General features: G+C 51.9%; 1 protein-coding gene. It reads right to left on the bottom strand.

All coding sequences use genetic code 11. The features are described 5' to 3' along the window. Positions 1-253 precede the first annotated feature (253 nt). On the bottom strand, positions 254-559 hold a 306-nt coding region (locus QZL66_RS08835; protein WP_293602107.1), incomplete at its 5' end, for a hypothetical protein.

The raw sequence follows: 559 nt of genomic DNA, 5'->3' as shown, positions 1-559 counted from the left end.
GAAAGCACGTACTCGCTGTCCGTCTCCTGACTTGCGGGAGTGTACCCGGTGTCCTTTTGCAGATTTGTGATGTTTTTCATAAAAAAGTTCCTCTCTTTTGGCGGGAAAATCCGCTTGGGGCGGATTTCCGGTTAGTCCATTGTTTCTGAGATTATTATACCACGGCGAGGCGCTGGAAAATACCGAGAGGTTCAAAAAAACGGGCAGCGCCCTCTGTGCATAGAGGACACCGCTCGTCTGAGGGTATGGAAAATTATTCGCCGTGCATCTCTTCGCTCTCCTCTTCCATGGATTTCAGCGCCTCGTACCAGGCTCTTCCCTCCGCACCGGAATCCCGAATATAGCGTTCGAGGTTATCAGCGTTTTCCAGAATACGCATTTCCAGCTTGGCGATCATGAGCCGGCACAGTACAATGGATTCGATCAGCGTCTTTCCGCCGCTGCTGTTTCGGAGCGCATCTTCTGTTTCCTCGCAGGCCTTCATAGCAGTGCGAAGCCGATTGGCAGCCTCCGTACTCCGGAAGTACAGTTTCTTGAGATACTCGCATTCACGGTGCTT

The organism is Ruminococcus sp. CAG:330, from assembly GCF_000437175.1.
In the GTDB taxonomy this organism is placed as follows: domain Bacteria; phylum Bacillota; class Clostridia; order Oscillospirales; family Ruminococcaceae; genus Ruminococcus_C.
Note: the sequence above shows the minus strand (reverse complement) of the source record. Positions and strands in the feature narration are given on the sequence as shown.